This is a genomic window from Idiomarina piscisalsi (assembly GCF_002211765.1).
In the GTDB taxonomy this organism is placed as follows: domain Bacteria; phylum Pseudomonadota; class Gammaproteobacteria; order Enterobacterales; family Alteromonadaceae; genus Idiomarina; species Idiomarina piscisalsi_A.
Window position 1 is genome coordinate 2,474,643 of the sequence record NZ_CP022133.1, and the last position, 20,326, is coordinate 2,494,968.

The following is a 20,326-nucleotide window of genomic DNA, read 5'->3' on the forward strand; positions in this document are numbered from 1 at the left end:
CCTTAACGAATATCCCTATGTTATCCTCCCAGTGCTTTAGAAGCCCTTAATATATGACCCTCTTAATTGGGATAATTGTTTTTATTAAAAGGACGTATGATGTCAAAAGCGAAGCTTTTTCTTTTATCTGTTATTTTTCTTTCAGGCTGTTCATCTGTGCCCGATAGTTATAAGTTTTCCGAAGGTGCCGAATTGATGGTGGCCACAAACCTTAGTGACTACACCGAGCTGTACGAAAACGCAATGTTGGTTGAAGAACAAAACCTTAATGAAACGAATAGCACAGGCGGAAGCACTTCCGACCTTATTGTTGGCTCCGGGTTAGCTGGCTCTGCTATTTTCTTCGCCGATACCGGAGTGTGGGCTGGGACAGGTAGTTTCGTGGATGGAGCAGCCCTCACCTCGTTCGTTTTAGATTCACTAACAAACAAGGGAATGCGTCACCATAAATGGACATATACTTACTTTTTTCACATTGACAATAAATGCACAGACCTAGACTGTGTTAACGAGAATATCGGGGCGTTTTGGCTAAAACTCGCCGATATTTACGACAATTCAGGCAAAAGCGAAAAGTATAACTTTCACAAGTTCGAATTTTCCGGCGCTGGTTTCTTTTTTGACTATTTTGAGGGGAAAGCTGAGCAACAATTTACACTGGAAGACGGTAGCGTGCGAACAAGCAGTCAAAACTTAATGTTAGTCAGACAACTTGACGATATTTCAGAGTATCAAGGAAAAGAGGTCTGGGGTAATGAAACACCAAAGGACTATCAGGACAAAATTACTCTACTCGGTATGGACTATGTAGAAGAGACCAATGCATTAATAGAAGCCAGTAAAGGATTCCCTACTCTCTATATTTTCCGCGGAATCGATAGAAACGCAGCTAAAGAAAAGAAGCCCTGTTTTGGAGGTTTCTTTATTAACAATGGCAGAACGATAAACGTTCCGGAAACTGGTTGTATGTTTTAAGTCAGCCAACCTCAGTGAACTAAGAAGTGATCTTCTAGCGTAAGTATTGGAAGGTCACTTTGATAAAGTTAAACCAAAGATATAGATTAAAACTTTCTAGTAACTGAGATTTTTCATGAACACAGCCAAAAACAAACTGATATACACACTCGGGTTTCTCGGGCTCATTCCATTTATTGTCAGTTCGCTTGCGGAGCTGATGCAGGTTGGATCTATACTTGGCTTCCGGCCACTCAACTTGCTCATTACCTACGGTGCAATTATTTTGACGTTTCTTGGTGGTGTCCTGTGGGGGCGCGCGCTGCACCGTGCGGCAAGTGAGCCAACGAATGCGCTGCTTATTCTGAGTAATGTCTTTGCCCTGCTTGCCTGGCTGACTCTATTACTCAACTCATCTGCTTGGTCGCTCGGCCTGCAAATGGCGGGATTTGCCATATTGCTTTTCTTTGAACAGAAGTTGGCAAGAAGCTCCGCCATGACCTCTTATATGGGGTATTACCGCATCCGCTTAATATTGACGTCAGCGGTAATCGTTTGCGAATTGTTAGTATTCGGAAACCATATTCTCTAATTCTTATGCTCATGATAACGAGCCAGGGTTTCCGCATAAATGTGACGGACATCCTGGCTAAAGCGTTCAACAGAGTATGCCTTGGCAAAATTTTCGGCGTTACCGGACAACTGCCCGAGCAGCTCTTCGTCGTTAAGAAGGCGTTCCACTCGTTCTAGCCAAACCGCTTGTCTCGCAGGCGTTTTGTAGCCGTTAAAGCCATCTTCCACAACGTCGTCAATGCCACTGGAGCGCACCGCAACAACCGGCAAACCAGCCGCCATCGCTTCAAGAATAACCATACCCTGCGTTTCTGACTGAGACGCGAATAAGAAGGCGTCGCCTAGTTGATACCAGTTGGCCATTTTTTCCGGCGCCACGGAGCCGACTAACTGAATGGTTTGTTTTAAACCGAGCTCGTCAATTTTCGTTTGTAACCGCTGTTTCTGATGCCCATCGCCGACGATAAGCAGCCTGAACGGCTTGTCAGTGGCTTTTTTCAACTCTGCCAGCGCATCGATCATAAAGTCGATATTTTTCTCATTCGACAGCCGTGACACACTCACAAAAACCGTTTCGTCTTTTATTTTCAGTCGCTTTTTCAGCTTTTCAACTTCGGCTGGCTCTACGTGCTGGAAGCGGTCATATTCAATGCCTGTCGGCTGCACATAGGTCGGTGCCGTCACGCCTATCATGCGCAAGTATTCTTCTGTTGAGTCGGTTGGCACAATGACAGCGTCGCATTTGTTCGCAAAACGACGCACCAGAAAGTGCGCAATAATATTGCGGAACAGCGAGCCGGGTAAAAACACAAAGTGCGAGTAATGCTCCAGTCGCGTGTGGTAAGTATAAACGGCCGGTACTTTCAAGCGGCGCGCCATATACACACCGAGCGAACCTATCCAAAACGGATGATGTACATGAATAATATCCGGCTTAAATGCTTTTACTTTTTTGCGCACTGCCGACGAGAAGATATTGGCAAAGCGAAACTCACTCTTTTCGCCAAAAGAAAAAATAGACGGCATACGTATGACGTTTTTTTCTTTCTCTCGTTTACTCTTGTAGCGCGGCGCAACAATAAGCACCGTGTCTTTTAACTTTTCCAGGCCGCAACGCAAACGCTCTATTGAAATAGGCACGCCACCAATGAACGGTAGGTAATTGTTGGTAAACATCGCCACTTTTAATTGGCGGCCTAGCCATGGATCAGGGTCAATGTCGTAATCCGGGTAATAATCTTTTCCTACAAATACCGCATTGTAGAGCTTGGTACTAATAACCAGGAATACCGCGAGCAATAGAATGAAGTTTAAGTAGCCCACATAAAACAGAGAGTGAATGAAAAACCAGAAGCTCTCTAATTGCTTCAGTATTGGATGCTGACCAATTTCCAGTTCTTGTACGGAGTGCTCAACACTGCCGTCGGCATTCACGGTCACTTTTACGTAGTGATAAAAGCTTTCGTCCTGATTAAGAACCAACCCACCTGCACCACCGGTAGTAATATAAGGTATGCCATTTTGTTCACTCTCAGAGTACATAGAGATGTTGGAAGAGAACACACGATCGACGCCGTAATTACTGAGTGTTTGCTGCAGTGCAGATCGAAACTCAACGGGCTGCAGATAGTCTTCCTCTTCCGCGAGAATAAATTCATCCTCAGGCTCCACTGGAGGATGCCCGATGAAAACGAAGCGATGCGTTGAGGAATCCGTCTTTAAAATATCGTTAAGCCAACGCAGCTGCCATTGCCAGGGGGTCTTTCCGGTACTGTCCAGAAAAATGAAACGGCTGTTTCCAGCAGTAAAACTGAAGAAATGCGGTCCATAATGATCATAAAAACGAAAGCTGCCAAACTCTTCATATTCATTAGCGCCAAACGTCAGCAAATAGGGCATGCCCAAATGAGACAATGTGCCTCTCAAGGCACGGTATTTATCTTCCCCACCACCGCTCACCGCGTTACCAGCAGAAATAACAAAGTCGATATTGTCTTTGTTCAGCATAGGAATAATACGGCGCTCAAATATCCCTACCGAGTTATTAATATTACCGACAACCGCGAAACTATAACTGTCCTGACCTTCCAGACGAGCACTAATGGCTGCCAGCTGGTCTGTGTGTTCCGCTTTAAACTCTGAGGTAACCAAATTCAGGTAAATTTTATAACCAATAAGACCAACAATAATGGCGATATTTAAATAAAACAGGATTTTTAAAAGTTTGGTTTTTGTCATGATACATCCTGTTTATGAGCAGACTTTACAAGATACCTTTGCAATACAATTAAACCGACCAGCATTCCGAGATAAATCGTCAAAAAGCGCCAGCTGAATGTGACTAACAATAAATGATTATTCGCCAAAATTTCATTAAAGAAGCTGCCGAAAACACCTTCTGATATACCAGATGCTCCGGGGGTCGGGGCGAAATACATAATGAAGGTCGTCACCACCAGTAAGCCAAGGCTCACTAAGTAATTTATATCGTAGCCCAGCCCCCACATTAAGAGCGCAGGAAAACTGAATAAACTGATGAGGAACACTGCGGTGAAGAATACCGACAGCGCAATAGCTGACTTTGAACCACGGCAGTACTCTGCAAAGCTTCGACTAAAACGCAGCATTTCCCTACGAGCCTTATACTGCCAGCGCTGATGCCGTGACTCGCTGATTAAGTGCAACTTATGCAGGCTATGAAACAGCGTGCTGAGTGGACCAATCAACCAGTGCGCTCTTAGTAAAACAATCGCGAAAAACGCCAGATAAAGAACAATAAAGACAGCCAGTGCGCCGCCAATGTCGCTGATAAACGCTTCATTCTGCAACGGGGTCAGAGTCAACAAAAACACCGGCGTCAGCGAAAATATAAAGAATATCGCCAGAACAGTGCGTATGGTGGTCGCGGCAGTCGCCCTCCCTATGGGCACGCCATGTCGGTGCAAAAACCAAACCTGTGCGAAGCCACCGCCGGTAGCCATTGGAGTTATGTTCGAGAAAAAGATATTAATGAACACCAGCTTGGTCATCGCGCTTTTGGGTATTCGGTAGCCCAGCGCTCTTAAGGTGTAATAAAGTCGTAAGCCGTCGGCAGCGAAGTACACAATCAGCAGCAAAATCGTCAGGCTGATAACTTCAGGGGCAAACAGCCGGAAGTCGAAGGTAAGCTCACGGTTAGAAAAGTGGTTATAAATGGCGTAAAAACCAGCGACTGTTAATGCAATGAACAGCAACGCAAACAAAAGCAGTCGTTTCCCTGACGTTTGGGGCTTTTGTGCATCCTTACTTTCGGTGGTCATGAATGATTCTCCGCCCCTTCGTATCTGCCTGAGATTATGAGGGGGCGGAGAAAGTATGTCAAAACAAGGCGTTAAGACTTGCCCGCTAATATGCGGGCATTAAGAACATTTCACGCACGCAATTACGTGGGTTCGCATTGATTGCGTACAACACAGCGTCTGCAACGTCATCCGGGTCCAGCTTGTCCGGCTTAGGCTCGTCAAAGAACGGCGTATTGACCATACCCGGAGCTATTGTCGTGCAACGGCCATTCCATTCTTTCATTTCTTCGGCCAGGTTTTGTGCAAAGCCATGTACAAACCACTTCGTAGCTCCATACACCGAGCCTTTCAATGTAATGCGCCCGGCAGCAGAGCCCGTCATTAAGAAATGGCCGGTGGTTTTACGCAAGTGCGGCAACGTCAGCTTCGCCGTATAGAGAAGCCCGTTGATGTTCACATCCACCATCTGCTTCCATTCTTCCGGGTCGCCTTCTTCAGTGCCCGGCGTTGAAACACCGGTTCCCGCATTGGCGAACACCGCATCTAATTGACCAAACTTATCAACACCTTGTTTAACAGCCTGCTCAAGCTCATCATAGTTACCGGCATCGGCTGCAACACCAATAGCATTTTCAGAGCCAAATTCTTCAACCAGCGCATCCAACTTTTCTTTCCGACGAGCCGTTAGTATCAGTTTTAGCCCCTCTTTCGCCGCTTTACGCGCTGTCGCTTCACCGATGCCACTTGAGGCACCGGTAATCAGTAGTACTTTCGACATGCTTCCTCCTTAAGCTAAATCAAATCGGTCGGCATTCATGACTTTCGTCCAGGCTTTCACAAAGTCTTTCACAAACTTCTCCTGGTTGTCGTCCTGAGCGTAAAGCTCTGAATACGAACGCAGAATAGAGTTTGAACCGAAGACTAAATCAATGCGATTCGCTGTCCACTTAAGCTCGTCCGTTTTGCGGTCGCGAACTTCGTAGTGGTCGCCCGCCTTTTTCCAAACGTTGTTCATGTCGGTCAGGTTAACGAAGAAGTCATTCGTTAATACGCCGACACGGTCGGTGAATACACCGTGCTTAGACTCGCCGTAGTTCGCACCTAACGCGCGCATACCGCCAACAAGAACCGTCATTTCTGGCGCGGTTAAGCCCATTAATTGAGTTCTGTCGAGCATTAACTCTTCTGCAGGCACGTTGTAATCTTTCTTCAAGTAATTGCGATAACCATCATGCAGCGGCTCTAACGCATCGAAGCTTTCGGCGTCAGTTTGCTCGTCTGTTGCGTCACCACGACCCGGAGCAAACGGCACAGTAATGTTGTAGCCTGCCTCTTTCGCGGCTTTCTCAACGGCTGCCGTACCGCCCAGAACAATTAAATCCGCAATGCTGACTTTTTTGTCCAGAGATGACTGCACCTCTTCCAGTTTTGCCAGTACTTTTTGCAGTTTTTCTGGCTCATTACCGTGCCAGTCTTTCTGCGGTGCTAAACGAATACGCGCACCATTTGCACCACCACGGAAGTCTGAGCCACGGAATGTACGCGCGCTGTCCCATGCGGTAGAAATTAGCTCGTAAGAGGTTAAACCACTGTTTAGCAACTTGTCTTTCAGGTCAGCAATTTCCGTTTCACTCAGTGTGTAGTCCACTTTTGGAATTGGATCCTGCCAAATCAGGTCTTCTTCTGGCACGTCCGGTCCTAAATAACGATCTTTGGGACCTAAGTCGCGGTGTGTCAGTTTGAACCAAGCACGCGCGAATACCTCTGCGAAGTACTCTGGGTCTTTGTAGAACTTCTCCGCAATTTTGCGGTAGTCAGGATCCATCTTCATCGCCATATCAGCGTCGGTCATAATCGGGTTACGACGGATAGACGGATCTTCCACATCGACCGGTTTGTCTTCCTCTTTAATGTCGATAGGCTCCCACTGCCAAGCGCCAGCGGGGCTCTTCTTAAGCTCCCACTCGTAGTTGAACAGCAAGTAGAAATAGCCGTTATCCCACTTAGTTGGTTCAGTGGTCCAGGCGCCTTCAATGCCACTAGTTACCGTGTCGCGACCCATACCTTTGCCGCCGCTGTTGCGCCACCCAAAACCTTGCTCTTCAACGTCTGCCGCTTCTGGCTCAGGGCCTAAGTTCTCTTCTTTGCCATTACCGTGGCACTTACCGACCGTATGACCACCCGCGGTGAGCGCACAGGTTTCTTCGTCGTTCATTGCCATGCGTTTAAACGTTTCGCGCACGTCTTTTGCGGTACGCAATGGATCAGGGTTGCCGTCAACGCCTTCCGGATTCACGTAAATTAAACCCATTTGCACTGCGGCCAGAGGATTTTCCAGAGAGTCACGTTCTTGGTCCGAGTCGTAACGGTTTTTGGTCGCATCCAACCACTCCTTCTCACTGCCCCAGTAAGTATCTTCTTCAGGGTGCCAGATGTCTTCGCGGCCGCCTGCAAAACCAAAGGTTTTAAGCCCCATCGACTCATAAGCCATGTTGCCGGCCAGAATGAATAAGTCCGCCCAAGACAGTTTGTTGCCGTATTTCTTCTTAATCGGCCATAACAGACGACGAGCTTTGTCCAGGCTGACGTTATCTGGCCAACTGTTTAACGGGGCGAAGCGTTGGTTGCCCGTGCCGCCACCGCCACGACCATCCGCTAAGCGGTACGAGCCAGCCGAATGCCAAGCCATACGAATCATTAGACCACCGTAATGTCCCCAGTCAGCTGGCCACCAGTCCTGGCTGTCGGTCATGAGGTCTTTTAAGTCTTGCTTTAATTCTTCTAAATTAATTTTTTTGAATTCTTCTGCGTAGTTGAAGTCTTCGTCCATTGGATTGGCTTTGGTGTCATGCTGGCGCAGAATTTCCAGCTTCAATGAATTAGGCCACCAATGCGTATTGGTTTTCTTAGCAGACGTCATGCTGCCATGCATAATTGGGCATTTACCGCCACCGTTTGAGCTACTCATTACGTCTTCCTTCTTTCTAGTGAACTATTAACGTTGTTGTAATAGTTATAGCAACGGTTTGCTAATGCCTCCAAGGCAACATACCGTTTGCTTTAATAGGTTTTATAGATACAGCTCAAAGAAAGGAAAAGATCGTCATCGGATGCACTGGTCAACCGTCAAACTCTTTAAGCCACGTCAAAGCCTCTACTTTAGGCTTAGGTTTAGAGTAATAGTAACCTTGCACCAAGTCACACCCGCGCTTTTTAAGCTTTTCAGCGACTTGAGCATCTTCGACACCTTCCGCAAGCACCTTAAAGCCAAGTTCATGCCCCATATTAATGGTGGCGCGAATGATGGTGTCTTCCTGCTCGTTCTCCTGCATCTTAAGAATAAATGAACGATCGATTTTCACTTCGTGAACAGGCAACTCATCAAGGTAGGCCAGCGAGCTATACCCCGTGCCAAAATCATCGATAGAAATCTTAAAACCATCTGCGTGCAGATCGATAAGCGTTTGAATCGCTGTTTCTCTATTTTCCATTGCTGCGGTTTCGGTAATTTCTAAAATCAGCGTATCAGCACTCATTTGGCCGCTTTTCACCAACTTGTCAATTTCCGCGACGAAGTCTTTGTCGCGCAGGTTTTCGGCGGATATATTCACCGAGACCGTTAGACTCTGACCAATACCCTCCAGATTGACTGAAAACTCTGCCGCTTTTTTTAACACCCAGGTGGTAACCTCTCGAATGACCCCCGTTTCCTCGGCTATCGGGATAAACTCATCTGGTGGAATAAAGCCATACTCCGGATGTGTCCACCGTATAAGTGCCTCAAAGCCAGCACACTTATCGGCTTTCAAATCAACTTGAGGTTGAAAGTAGAGTTCCAACTCATCGCTTTTCAGCGCGTTTCTTAACTCGGTCATCAACGTAAGCCGTCGCGGACTGTATGAATCCATATCCGGGCTATAAACAGTCACTTGTTGCTCATTGGGTAGGTTATGTCCAAAGGCAATAAACGCGTGGCGCTGCAATGTCGACACATCGATTCCCGGCTCACTAAAGGCACAGCCTGAGCGAACCGCAAATTCTATCGACAGCCCCTTAAATTCAATAGGTTCATGCAATATATCCGCAAGCTTTTGGACAAGGCTGAGCGTTTCTTCCCGACAAAGATCTTTAAAAATACAGCCAAAAGTGACGGTTTCAATATTGGCAACAGCGATATCATCTTTTCTGTCTAACCGAACAATACTTACAATACCCGCCGCTTCATTGTTGAGTCGCTTCGCCACTGTTTGCAGCAAGGTCTCACTGCTCTCATGCCCGAGTGTTTTGTGGTAATCGTTGAAGCTCTCAATATGCCAAAGCCCAATAGCTATCGACTCCCGGCTATTGTGCTCCAGATGAGAACTTAAAACCTGCTCAAATACCTGCCGGTTACACAAGCCAGTCAGCTGATTACGCGTCGCGCTACGCATCATTTCACGCTCTGTATCGCGCTGTTTTTTCAACGCATAAAATCGGGCTTCTTGTGCTTTTACCTTGTCATTGCGATCTTTCTGGAAGCGATCAGCAAGCGCATACGCCATTAGAATAGACTGGATGCTCGCACCTAATGGAATGCTGTATTGGGACGCTCCAGGTATCGCAACTACACCCAGTTGGTTCAATATAGTGATAAGGCAACCAACCAATAATGCCGCCCACGAAATGGTAAACAAGCGCGCTGTCTTAGTTCCTTTTGACCAAAGCCGAATGCCTGTCCATAACGTCAGCAGCGTCACCGGTACAGACAATCCAACGCCAAACATTGTGGCTAACCGATAAGGCAATATAAACGCTGAAATAAAAACGAGTAACACAATGAGCGCTGCTAAGCGGTAGGTCTGATACCACCGTTTGTGACGTCTCCTCAAGTCAAGGTAGTCACTCGAAAACCAAAGCATCATGAAAAGTATAAACGGAACACTGGTCAGAATGACGTATTCGTGCACCAACGGAAAGGCAGGAATGACATACTGGAACAGCACCCCGTGCATAGCTGCCTGCAACGTTAGCAGACCCAGTATCGTTAAGCTAAAGAGTAAATAAACACGTTCTCTCATCAGCATATACAGCCCGAGAATGAAGATAATCAACATAATTTGAGAGCCGTAATACACCGCCCGGTAGGTTGCGTCTTCATTACTGTACTTTATATAGGCGTCGTTACTCCAAAGCCGAGTAGAAATCTGATGAGAACTGGCAGATTGCACCCGAAAGTACACCTCACTAACTGCGTTCGGTGCTAATTCGATAGGAAAAACAAAGGTGCGCCCGTGAATAGGCCTGTCGTTATAGCGTCTTCTGTCCCCTGTCGAGTAATGTGTAGCTGCGCCATCCGTTTTGACGTAAAAGTCGATTTTATCCAGCAAAGGGTAGGTTATTTCTAGCAATCTTAACTGCGGGGAGTCATGTTCATGCGTCAGTTTTAAGCGATACCAGTACGCGTCACTGATATACCCCTTATTGTAAGAGTCCTCTACTTTTTTCCAATTCAACCCCTGCAATTCTTGTACAATATTACTGGCGTTTAATTCTCGCTCCTCTTTCCACTCATAAAGGTGAGCGTTTAAATTAATGGTTTCCTCGTCGGGGCTGACAATGACGGGCTGGGCATTGGCACTCAGGCAAAGCAAACTGAATATTACACCAACCGCAAAGCATCCCTTCATTGTCATAAATCTCCCTCGTTTTGCCTAAGTGCTTAATATTTATTCTGTTAACTTTATGTTAACTAAAGTATATTTTTGACAAAACTTCAAACTGACATACCATACGTCCATGAACTGCACCCTATGCCATGCACCAGCTACTTTTTTTTGTGAAGACAAAAAGCGCCCGTACTTTCGGTGCACTGTCTGTGACATGATTTTTGCAAATCCAGAGACTTACCTGCCTCAGGACGAAGAAAAAGCCATTTACGACTTTCATCAAAATGGTCCGCAGGACATCCGCTACCGAGAGTTCTTAAGCCAACTTTCAATCCCTTTATTAGAAAAACTATCAACGGGCATGACTGGCCTTGATTTTGGTTCCGGTCCTGGGCCTACACTGAATGTGATGCTTGAGGAACAAGGCATGAAGATGTCTATTTACGACATCTTCTACGCGCCGGACAGCGGACAGTTGAGCCGTCAGTATGACTTTGTCACCTGCAGCGAGGTTGCAGAACACTTTAGAGAACCTGGCAAAACATGGCGACAGTTAACAAGCTTAGTGAAGCCTAAAGGATATATAGGCATCATGACCTGGATGTTTACAAAAGAAACCGCTGAGCAGTTTAATCAGTGGCAATACAAGGGCGATCCGACCCATGTCAGCTTTTACACGCCTAAAACCATGCAATGGATAGCGCAACATTTTCAACTCAGCCTTGAAATTCTCAGCGAACAAGTCATTTTATTAAGAAAAGACTAAAAGCGGAGGGCGACTATGAAATACGAATGCGTACATGCCGACATTAGCCAACAAACCGATATTGATGCAGTCGTTAATGCTGCTAATACCGAGCTAAAGCCCGGCGGTGGCGTTGCTGGTGCAATTCACCGTGCCGCCGGTCCTGAACTGGAAAAAGCAACTCGCTCATTGGCACCCATTGAACCCGGTGAAGCGGTTCTGACCGATGCTTTTAACCTTCCTAATCGCTACATCATTCATTGTCTGGGACCCGTATATGGCGTCGACACTCCTTCAGATAAGCTGTTGGCAGACTGCTATCGCAATGCACTGGATTTAACCGAAGAGCATCAAATAGAATCTATCGCGTTTCCAGCGCTTTCAACCGGAGCCTTCGGTTACCCGTTTGAAGACGCAACGAAAGTGGCTCTGGACACAATTAGGCCGCACGTCGAAAAACTGAGCCACCTGAAACTTGTGCGTTTTGTGCTATTCAGTGACGAAGAGTTTGCCCATTACCAACGTGCACTGAGAAAGTAGTCATTATTTGACAGTCACACCGGCTTCTTTGAGTTCTTGCCGTGTTTTATCAGCGTCTGCGCGATCGATAAACCGCGTTCCGTCTTCCACTAAAATGGTTTCATAATCATTTTTCACGGCATCGAGCGCGGTTGCTCTGACACAAACCTCAAGCGCCAGCCCGACAACCCATACGCGTTTTACATCCAGGTGCACAAGCTCTGAAACCAATCCGGTTTTATCAAACGCCGAATACTGGTCAATGTCAAAACGAGCACCTTTAGAAATTAAGCGAGCACCATCAGGTACGCTTAGATCAGGATGAAACTCAGCGCCTTTGGTGTCCTGCACGCAATGCTCTGGCCAAGGGCCGCCTCGTTCGTCAAAACTGACATGGTGACAAGGATGCCAGTCCCGCGAGACAAATACAGGGATCCCAGCTTCCTGCGCCTGCGCAGTCATCGCATTAATAATGGGGACTACTTCATCCCCTTCGTCCAGTGCCAGCTTACCGCCTGGGCAAAAATCATTTTGTACATCAACAATAATGAGTGCGTCGCTCTGCTCAAAAGTCACTTTCATGATTAGCCTCCGCCTCGTTTAAGATGTTCAGTTATCTCTTTCTGGTAGTTTGCTAACGTGTCACTTATCTCGACCGGGTAAGACGCCTCCGTGCAGCTTATCGAAGACATAGAGTCCGGCAGCTTATCTAACTGCTGCTGCGCGTATTGTCTAATCTCCTCAATATTTCTCTGGTGAGAAGGGAGCCTTTTGCCGTTTTGCATCACTTTCCTCAATAATGGCTCGCCGGGTAACTGTTCTTCAACGCGAGCAATGGTATCGTGGCTAAAGCTGCCTTTAGCTTCACGAAACACTTGCTTTTCGCCCGGCAAAACCGGTTTTCCGCTGGAAAGTTTTAAACGCCCTTTGCCGGCGTACTCCACCAACTTGTACGCCATATCCAGCGCGGAGGCATCATCGGACACCCCCATGCCAGTGCCAACACCGAACCCATCAATCGGTGCGTTATCTTTTATTAACTGAGCAATTTTATGTTCGTCCAAACCACCGCTGGCAATGATCTTTAAGTGGTTTAGATTATGCTCATCCAGAAGTTCTCTCACTTTAAAAGCAAGGTCACCTAAATCGCCTGAATCCAGTCTAATACCTTTCACCTTAAAGTCATCACCCAGCTCATTCGCAAGTTTAATGACTTTCTCTACACCTTTTATTGTATCGATGGTATCCACCAGCAGTACGGTTTCAGGAAAAGCGTTGGTAAAATTTTTAAAAGCGTCGTATTCACAGTCGTGCGCCTGAATATAACTGTGCGCCATGGTGCCAGCCACCGGTAAGTCGTAGGTGCACCCGGCCAGCATATTGGACGTTGCTGTAATACCACTTAAGTAAAGTGCTCTGCTGCCTTTTATACCCGCATCAATACCGTGTACCCGACGCGCGCCGAAATCTAAAACCCGACGGCCCTGCGCAGAGCGCGCAACTCTGGCACCTTTTGAAGCCAATAATGTTTGCAAATGCAACTGATTCATAACCAGGGTTTCAATAAGCTGTGCCTGCGGCAGGGGAGCTTTAATCTCAACAATCGGCTCATTTTCAAAAAACACCGTGCCCTCAGGCAAGGCCCTGACCTGCCCGGTAAACTTAAAGTTGCGCAAATAATCGATTAGCTTTTGAGAGAAGTCTTGCTCTTTAAGGTAGTTAAGATCCTCATCACTAAACGATAACCCCTCAATCGTTTCAAGCAACGGATCTAAACCTGCAGCCAGAAGAAACTTTCTCTCTTCGGGAAGCCTCCGAACAAACAAGGTGAAGACCGCATCATCGTGCATGCCTTCTCGAAGATAGGCATCAAGCATAGTGAGCTGGTACAAATCTGTGAACAACCCGAGATCTTGCCGCTCAGTATCTGTCATAGCGTTCCTCTATTTGATGTCTTTATAATAGAGTCTAGACAAGATAAGCGGGTTTATGTAGTCAGGAAGCAGCACTTCAGGCCGTAAGAAAAAAAGCCGCCCGGCAACTTTAACTACCGGGCCGACTTGTCATTAAGTGTATGAGAAGTAACTACTTACTTAACTGTTTCTGAATATCTTCTAACGGCACCAGTTTAAGGTTCTGCCCCTCTTCCGGCATACGGTTACGTCCATCCTGGACAATAAAAGCGCCATGCTCAAAACCTTTACCCAAAGACTGAGTTGTTACGTCAATGCCATCGGTTTCTGATGCGCCATCAATAGCTCGCTCAATATTGGTGCGAATACGAAAGTGTGAAAGCAACGACCAGGGTGTCTCCCCTTCAAAAACAATGTAACTGTCGTTACCCTGACTGGACACAAACAATAAACCTCTGCCATCAACATTGGCAAAAGCAACCCCTTCAATGTCATCTACCAGTTCTTCATGCTGATCAACACGAATAATGCTTTCGCCAGACGTTGAGCCGTCAGCTGCTGCATCAAATAGCCAAACTGCGGCGTCTTCCTCACCAACGAACAAACGTTGGGTTTTATCGTCCACAACACACCCCTCAGGCTGAGAAGGAACGCTCAACTCTCTGACTTTTTCCATCTCACCATCATCGCTTACAATAAACTGCTGAATAACACCCGACTTGCCGTTTACATAAACGGAGACCTGCTCCGTCGCTTCGTTATAACCCATGCAGAGACCGTAAATTTCTTCAATATCTGTGCGGATGTTTCCGGCAATGGAAAGCTCGCCGTCTGCGTTGATATCAAACAACTGTAAGCTATTATCATCACGCAGTGTTGCTGCTGCCAAGGAACCTCGCACATCGACATTGTTCAAGCGCCCAACAGCAAGTTCCTGTACGATTTTTCCGGACATATCATAAACATAAAGACCAGTTCGTTTATCCGTTGCCATCAGTCGGCTTTTATCCGGCATATCAGGATGCACCCAAACCGCAGGATCATCAATTGCATCACCGCGCCGCGGGGATGGCTGTGTCTCTAACGTTGGCTGAACCTGAGACACTGTTTTTTTTACTGGGCGCTGTTTTAACTCCAGGGTATCAATTGTCAGCTTGCTCATTGCTGCCATGTCTTCTTCTGTTAACAATAGCTCGCCATTTCCTAAATCAGATACATCGGTTAGTGCTTCAGCGCCGTTGATCATAAAAGCTTTATCTAACTTAAAACCCTGCTCATTCTGGCGATAAACCAACAGTCGCGGCGGCTCTTCCTCAAGCACCAGCAAACTGCCATCATCAAGCACCTCCAACGCTTTCACTTCGCCTTCAATAACACCAAAAGGTTTGGTCGCTGCAATTAAGTCACGCCCCTGCTCAACTTCCGGTTCTGCGTTGTACGCCCAGACAGCCTGATCCGCTTCGGCAACGTACAGCTTTTGATTATCGTTTGAAACTTCACAAGCAGTACTATCGTAAGGCACATTCATTTCTCTGATGATCAAAGGATTCTTCAGCCATGTCTCATCTTGCTTTAGCAATCGTTGTTCTGCACCGCCACGGCCGCCAAGCAAAAATACTGATAACTGCTGATTCTGATGACTTTCATAGAAACAAATATCTTCTATGACTCGACTGTCAATCTCCCCTTTCCATACAGGCTTTACATCACCACCATCAACACGCCAGAGGAATAGTTCCTGAGTGTTGCCTTCGACAGCGCCGACTAAGGTTTCACCGTTGCTTAAAGCCAACTTTCGTAAGTGAAAGAAGTCGCCCTCTTCAATGCGCTTATTGCCTAAGCTCAATCCATTGGCATCGACCTTCAGGTACCCATCATTCAAAGCCACTTTATGGCGAACATTGGTTTCTGAGGCTGATGTATCGCAAGCCGCAAGTAGCAGCAAACTTGATGCTAATGCGCTTAAAATTATTTTATTCTTCATAGTTATCCTTTAAATATCGTTATTTCGTGTTACCAGTTAATTAACTGCACACCCAAAGTGAAGCTGCGGCCATAGCTTTCGTACTGCGCGTTATATCTCTTCTGGCCGGTGTAGACATAGTAGGGTTCGTCGGTAATGTTGTTGGCCGCAAAGCTCAGACTGACATACTCACTAATTAGCCATTTTGCGGAGAAGTCCAGAGTCAAATTGTCGTCTTCGTAAATGTCGTAACGGCTGTCTTCAACATCGCCCAGCTCAGCTAAATACTTCGATTTATAGTTCGTGGCTAAGCGCAGGCTGACATCATAAATCTCATAACCAAGCGCAAAGTTTGCGGTGGTATCAGACTGGCTCGGTAAAGAGATATCCCGTGACACAAGCTGACCATCATCATTCCAGTCAACCGTTGCTTCCGAGTCAGTGAACGTCAGGTTGGTATTGATTAAGAAGTTATCAAGCCAGTTATTAAAGCCGGAAACCTGATGCACATAGTTGATCTCTAAACCATAAACGTAAGCGTCGTCACCGTTGATATAAGTGACAGCTTCATCAAAGTTTTCATAACCCGGACGGCCGGCAACATCGGCTTCGTAAACAAAGTTTTTAATGTCTTTGTAAAAGGCCATGGCGGAAATAACACCTAGAGTTTCGTCGTAGTGCTCAATACCAAAATCGAGGTTTTGCGTGGTTAATGGTTCAAGATCTGGGTTACCAAATTCAGCTTTAAGGTCACCGTCGTCGTTTTCCAGATAGTAGCTGGATCTCACCTGTTCAAAGTTAGGTCTGACAAGACCGGTGCTGTAGGCCGCGCGAATAATAGTGTCATTACTTAAGTCATAGCGAGTGACCACACTGGGCAGCCAGTTTGCATCGCTGAATTTATCCGAAACCGATGTAAAGGTTTCCAGTTCGTCATCATAACGGTTACCACGCCCCGTGCGCTCCTCATGTTCATAACGTGCGCCAGCAATAACCTGCCACTTACCAAAGCTCATATCGGTCATCAGGTAACCGGCACTGATATCTTCATCAATTTCGTAAGAGGCGATTCTCGATTCAACTTCATCCCGGAAGTTTTGTAATTCGAAGGTATTAACCATGTCCCAAATTTTGTCGGCGGAAGCGCCGGGGCCAAATTGGTCAAGACCATACTCAACGTGTGACGAGGTTTCATAGTCAGCAAGTGTCAGTCCGGTAACGCCCAGGTCAGCAAAGTCTTCCATAATAAAGATATTTTCTTCTGCTGACTTTTCGCGCTGGCTTAACTTAATACCGCCTTTAAAGGTGACCTGATAGCTGGGTTGTAACCAGTCATAAGCGACATCCAGCTTAACGTTCTTTTCGGTCTCTTCGGTGTAGGCATCACTCACTTCCACTTCATCAATTTCGTACTCTGACGCCTGATACGCCGTATCCGGAGCATTCAATTGCAGACGTTCCACACCTGAGTAACCCAAGTCGTCGTCAAATTCCTGAGTAAACTTGGCTCCGCCAATAGCAAAGGGTTGATCTTCGCTGGCTTTGCTTGTTCCGGCTTCCAGGGTCACTTCCCAGTCATCGAACTTCTGTTTAGTACCCAGCACAATCGCTGTAATTTCCTGAGTCTCTTTACGGTCTTTAAGCTCTCGCACAATTTCGCCGCCAGAAGTAGCTTCTGCGCCGATGGGATCAGAAAATTCAGTCACAATACCCTGGCGCATTTCGGTATCTGCAAATTCACTGTACAGCGAGCGAAGGTAGAACTCAGATGCCTCGGACGGACGATAATCCAGGTTTAAAGCTAAACCGGTTCGTTCACGGGTAACCGAATAAGCGCGTTGCTCAAACTCTTCCAGCCCGGGTTCATCCAAGTCCCAGTTACCGCCGGTTTCAACGTTGTCGGTGGTAAATGAGCGGTCCTGATAACTGCCAGCAAAGGCAATACCAAAGCTGTCTGCTTTATCGCCAACGTCAAAAGTATTGCTGATAACACCTGAAACTTTCGGGTTAGTTTCGCTTGCCTGTTCGTTATAACCAATATCGGTAGTAAAAGAGTAAAACGAGCCTTCGCGATCAAAAGCCGTCATGCTTTGCAGTTCAATATTACCGCCCAAACTGCCCGCTGAGATATCAGGCGTCAGAGTCTTATTAACCACAACCGATTCCAGTAAGTCCGACGGAATCACATCTAACGCCACGGCTCTGCGACCCGCTTCCGGTGCTGCCAGAGAGGTACCATTGTAGGAAACTGAGTTTAAATCCGGTGCTAAACCACGGATACGAATAAAGCGCCCTTCCCCCTGGTCACGCTCAACAGACAACCCTGGAATTCGCTGTAACGCATCGCTAACACTGTCGTCCTGAAGCTTACCCATGTCGTCTTTTTTCAACACATTGATAATACCGCCAGACTCGCGCTGCTCTTGCACAGCACGTTTAATAGAGTCGCCGTAGCCAATAGTCAGCACTTCTTCAATTCGCTTTTCTTCGACTGTTTTATCTGTGCTTTCGTCCTGCGCTTCCTGAGCCATAAGCGGTGATGTTGCACCACATGAAACGGCAATAAGCCAAGCTAAGTATGTCTTCTTCATAATCATTCAAACCCTGTCGTTTTTTTGATTGATGCGGCATACCTTAAAAGCAAAAAATGACATTTTGAGGATATCTCTAAGCAAAGGTGGGCTCTTTGGATGCGGGTCTCATAAGCTCAAAAAGCAAGCCGCATGTCACCAAACTGTCACAGCTCGGGGCTACAGTAACTTTGTTCTAATACGGAGGTACTGATGCGCTTTACTAATTCAAACTTCACCGGTGACTGGCGTATTCTGCTGACGATCGCCATCGCCCTGCTCTGCCTCCTGCTGAGCAGCCAGTTGGGCTCCTTAAAGCCACTTGCGCAAATTGATCCTTTTGATTTACTGGGTGAAGGCTCGACGCTATTCCTGGTTATTCTAGCCGTCGTATTCGTGGTCAATCATCGTCCGCTAGGTAATGTAACAAACCTTTTTTACAGTGGCGGTCTGCTATTGATATTTTCAATGACCCTTGATGTTTTAGACGAGTTTTTCCATTACCCCGATTCATTACGATTATTAAGCTGGCTTGAGTCCATTCCTCAGCCTGTGGGGCTTGTCATATTTGGCTTCGGGGCACTGGAGTGGCGGCGTGAAAATAAAATGCTGACGCGGCAGCTAAAGGCACGTGAAAAAAACCTGAGATCACATCAGTGGATTGACCCATTAACTTCTCTGTACACAACTCCCTATTTTATAAAATTGGTTGAACGTGAAATTGCCTTGGGCCAGAACACCTCAGCAGAGCCGGCGGTGTTGGTGCGCGTGAACTTCAAAAACTTCACGCAATATAACAATGAAAGGGGAACCAAAGCAGGAGATGAACTTCTGCACCGGGCCAGTGAACTCATGGTTTTACTGCTTAGGCCACAGGACTGCGTGTGCCGCGAACACAGCGATCACTTTCTGATACTACTGCCTCAAACCTCTTTATCTCAGGCGAATAACCTAATGAAGGTCATCCGTCAGAATTTAAGTTCTGAATTAAATCTGCCCACCTACACGAGTTTAGAAATTCAAACGCATCGTGTTGAAGAAGTTTCAGCGGCTGATGCAATCAATGCACTGCACAAGCAAGTTGAGGAGACAACCCGCTATGTGCCACGGGTCAACTAACGACCAACGGCACTTGCTTGGCAAGCCTCTGGTTCAGGCTTTGCTCCCACTTTCTGAGAGACGTGGGGTTTCATCTGCAGAGCTGCTCAGAGGCACAACATTGTCGGTACAAAAACTAAAATTGAATAATTTTCGGCTTACAAACCATGAACTTATGTCGTTATTGGCTTCTGCCGAAGAAAAAGTTAATGATCCCCATTTATGGCAGTTGGTTACAGAGACCCTATTCAGAGACAAGCTAAGCCCTTTAATTGATCTAATTATCCACGCGAAGAGCCTAAAGCAGTCACTGGTTCACTTATCCCGTTTTCAAAACCTTCTACAGCCCTTCTTATTTACACCGACACAACAGTTTGGGAGCTCACTGCAACTGGATTTTATTCCGGTATCAGGCTTGAGCGGTAAAATGGGTCAGCATTGTTACGTCGCCAACTGTAAAGTCGGCATAGCAATACTATTAATGCTGGGCCGGTCACGGGGGTTAGCCATAGAACAATGGCAGGTCTATCTACCAAAGGAAATTTCACCTTTACCCATTTGGTCGAAATGGCTGAAGAGTATCAACTCACGACCCATCAGCGCATTAACCATTCCGGTCTCTCAACTTACAGAAAAACGACCTGAGCGAGACTTACCTCGCTATTATCAAGCTCTAAGCTTTTGCCAAATTCAACAGCAAACGAAAGCGCAGTCTCCTTTCCTTTTGACTATTTTTAAATGGCTCGAGAATCAAATAGAAATGGGTGGGTATATTTCTCTAAAAGAGCTGGCATATGAAATGGGGGTCAGTCTCTCCTCCTGTAAGCGCTTGTTAGCGAGTCACGGCTACAACTTTCAACAAGTCTATGACCTGGTCCGGCTGCACAAGCTACTCAACCTGCTACAACAACATCCTTACAGTAATGTTGAACTTGCACAGCGACTTGGCTACAGCAACCCAAATAATTTCCGCCGAGCTTGTAAACGATGGCTGGGCATGGTTCCCGACGAGCTTCGTCGACAAAGTTCTACCCTATTTGTTTCTACCAGAATTACTTAAGGCTT

Annotated in this window: 15 protein-coding genes; 6 read left to right on the forward strand and 9 right to left on the reverse strand. The window is 46.6% G+C overall.

Going from position 1 to position 20,326, the window contains the following annotated elements; translation table 11 throughout:
• Positions 1–99: 99 nt before the first annotated feature.
• Positions 100–975 (forward strand): hypothetical protein, encoded by an 876-nt coding sequence (locus CEW91_RS11825; RefSeq protein ID WP_088769231.1) that lies wholly within the window; start codon positions 100–102, stop codon positions 973–975.
• A gap of 115 nt (positions 976–1,090) precedes the next feature.
• Positions 1,091–1,546, forward strand: a complete 456-nt coding sequence (locus CEW91_RS11830) for a DUF3429 domain-containing protein (RefSeq protein WP_088769232.1) — start codon at positions 1,091–1,093, stop codon at positions 1,544–1,546.
• Here CEW91_RS11830 and CEW91_RS11835 read toward each other — a convergent pair.
• The 5 genes from CEW91_RS11835 to CEW91_RS11855 all read right to left on the reverse strand — a co-directional run bounded on the left by CEW91_RS11835 (position 1,543) and on the right by CEW91_RS11855 (position 10,480).
• On the reverse strand, positions 1,543–3,765 hold the full coding sequence (locus CEW91_RS11835; RefSeq protein WP_088769233.1) for a glycosyltransferase: 2,223 nt from the start codon (positions 3,763–3,765) through the stop codon (positions 1,543–1,545). The genes CEW91_RS11830 and CEW91_RS11835 overlap by 4 nt on opposite strands.
• Positions 3,762–4,826 carry a lysylphosphatidylglycerol synthase transmembrane domain-containing protein gene (locus CEW91_RS11840; protein ID WP_088769234.1) on the reverse strand — a complete coding sequence of 355 codons (1,065 nt, stop codon included), beginning with the start codon at positions 4,824–4,826 and terminating at the stop codon, positions 3,762–3,764. The genes CEW91_RS11835 and CEW91_RS11840 overlap by 4 nt, the downstream gene beginning before the upstream one ends.
• Positions 4,827–4,911: 85 nt before the next feature.
• The gene (locus CEW91_RS11845) at positions 4,912–5,586 is read right to left on the reverse strand and encodes an SDR family oxidoreductase (RefSeq protein ID WP_088769235.1); all 675 of its coding nucleotides are present in this window, start codon (positions 5,584–5,586) and stop codon (positions 4,912–4,914) included.
• Between the two features lie 9 nt (positions 5,587–5,595).
• The gene (katG, locus tag CEW91_RS11850) at positions 5,596–7,776 is read right to left on the reverse strand and encodes a catalase/peroxidase HPI (RefSeq protein WP_088769236.1); all 2,181 of its coding nucleotides are present in this window, start codon (positions 7,774–7,776) and stop codon (positions 5,596–5,598) included.
• A gap of 151 nt (positions 7,777–7,927) precedes the next feature.
• Positions 7,928–10,480: an EAL domain-containing protein gene (locus tag CEW91_RS11855; protein WP_088769237.1), complete on the reverse strand. Its 2,553-nt coding sequence runs from the start codon at positions 10,478–10,480 to the stop codon at positions 7,928–7,930.
• 187 nt (positions 10,481–10,667) lie between these two features.
• Here CEW91_RS11855 and CEW91_RS11860 point away from each other — a divergent pair, with 187 nt between their 5' ends.
• Positions 10,668–11,219: a class I SAM-dependent methyltransferase gene (locus CEW91_RS11860; RefSeq protein WP_232506981.1), complete on the forward strand. Its 552-nt coding sequence runs from the start codon at positions 10,668–10,670 to the stop codon at positions 11,217–11,219.
• Positions 11,220–11,234: 15 nt separating this feature from the next.
• A complete protein-coding gene (locus CEW91_RS11865) occupies positions 11,235–11,738 on the forward strand; it encodes a macro domain-containing protein (RefSeq protein ID WP_088769239.1) in 504 nt (167 codons plus the stop codon).
• Between the two features lie 3 nt (positions 11,739–11,741).
• Here CEW91_RS11865 and CEW91_RS11870 read toward each other — a convergent pair whose 3' ends face one another.
• From CEW91_RS11870 to CEW91_RS11885, 4 genes are all read right to left on the reverse strand, one after another.
• Positions 11,742–12,299: an isochorismatase family protein gene (locus CEW91_RS11870; protein WP_088769240.1), complete on the reverse strand. Its 558-nt coding sequence runs from the start codon at positions 12,297–12,299 to the stop codon at positions 11,742–11,744.
• Between the two features lie 2 nt (positions 12,300–12,301).
• On the reverse strand, positions 12,302–13,651 hold the full coding sequence (locus CEW91_RS11875; protein WP_088769241.1) for a nicotinate phosphoribosyltransferase: 1,350 nt from the start codon (positions 13,649–13,651) through the stop codon (positions 12,302–12,304).
• A 151-nt stretch (positions 13,652–13,802) separates the two neighbouring features.
• Positions 13,803–15,614 (reverse strand): phytase, encoded by a 1,812-nt coding sequence (locus CEW91_RS11880; RefSeq protein ID WP_088769242.1) that lies wholly within the window; start codon positions 15,612–15,614, stop codon positions 13,803–13,805.
• A 29-nt stretch (positions 15,615–15,643) separates the two neighbouring features.
• Entirely contained in the window at positions 15,644–18,184 is a 2,541-nt protein-coding gene (locus CEW91_RS11885) for a TonB-dependent receptor (protein WP_232506982.1), read from the reverse strand.
• Positions 18,185–18,376: 192 nt separating this feature from the next.
• Between CEW91_RS11885 and CEW91_RS11890 the strand changes: the two genes are divergently transcribed.
• Both CEW91_RS11890 and CEW91_RS12430 read left to right on the forward strand, forming a co-directional pair.
• Complete coding sequence (locus tag CEW91_RS11890; protein ID WP_088769244.1) at positions 18,377–19,282, forward strand: GGDEF domain-containing protein; 906 nt, start codon at positions 18,377–18,379, stop codon at positions 19,280–19,282.
• A complete protein-coding gene (locus CEW91_RS12430) occupies positions 19,263–20,321 on the forward strand; it encodes a helix-turn-helix transcriptional regulator (RefSeq protein WP_088769245.1) in 1,059 nt (352 codons plus the stop codon). The genes CEW91_RS11890 and CEW91_RS12430 overlap by 20 nt, the downstream gene beginning before the upstream one ends.
• The last annotated feature ends 5 nt before the right edge of the window (positions 20,322–20,326 follow it).